The following is a 213-nucleotide window of genomic DNA, read 5'->3' as shown; positions in this document are numbered from 1 at the left end:
GCGTTTTGCCGTATTCAGTCGCCAGCTTGATATGCTCTTGTCCCCGTTTGTCATCCATGCGTAATTTGTTATTGGTGGGGGTGCGAATCACATTACGGTGTTTGTTTATGGTGGTGACATGGTCAGGGTGGGCACTGTCATGCAGAGCATGAGCGATATACGGGCGGTCAGGATTGCCGTCCATAAAGGCCATGGCGACTTCCGTGCCGTCTA

General features: G+C 52.1%; 1 protein-coding gene. It reads right to left on the bottom strand.

The window, feature by feature from the left end:
• The coding region (locus J3U35_RS11555) for a type VI secretion system Vgr family protein (RefSeq protein WP_267359877.1) at window positions 1–213 on the bottom strand (213 nt) is incomplete at both ends.

Source organism: Gilliamella sp. B2717 (genome assembly GCF_026536675.1).
GTDB classification, from domain to species: domain Bacteria; phylum Pseudomonadota; class Gammaproteobacteria; order Enterobacterales; family Orbaceae; genus Gilliamella; species Gilliamella apicola_I.
Note: the sequence above shows the minus strand (reverse complement) of the source record. Positions and strands in the feature narration are given on the sequence as shown.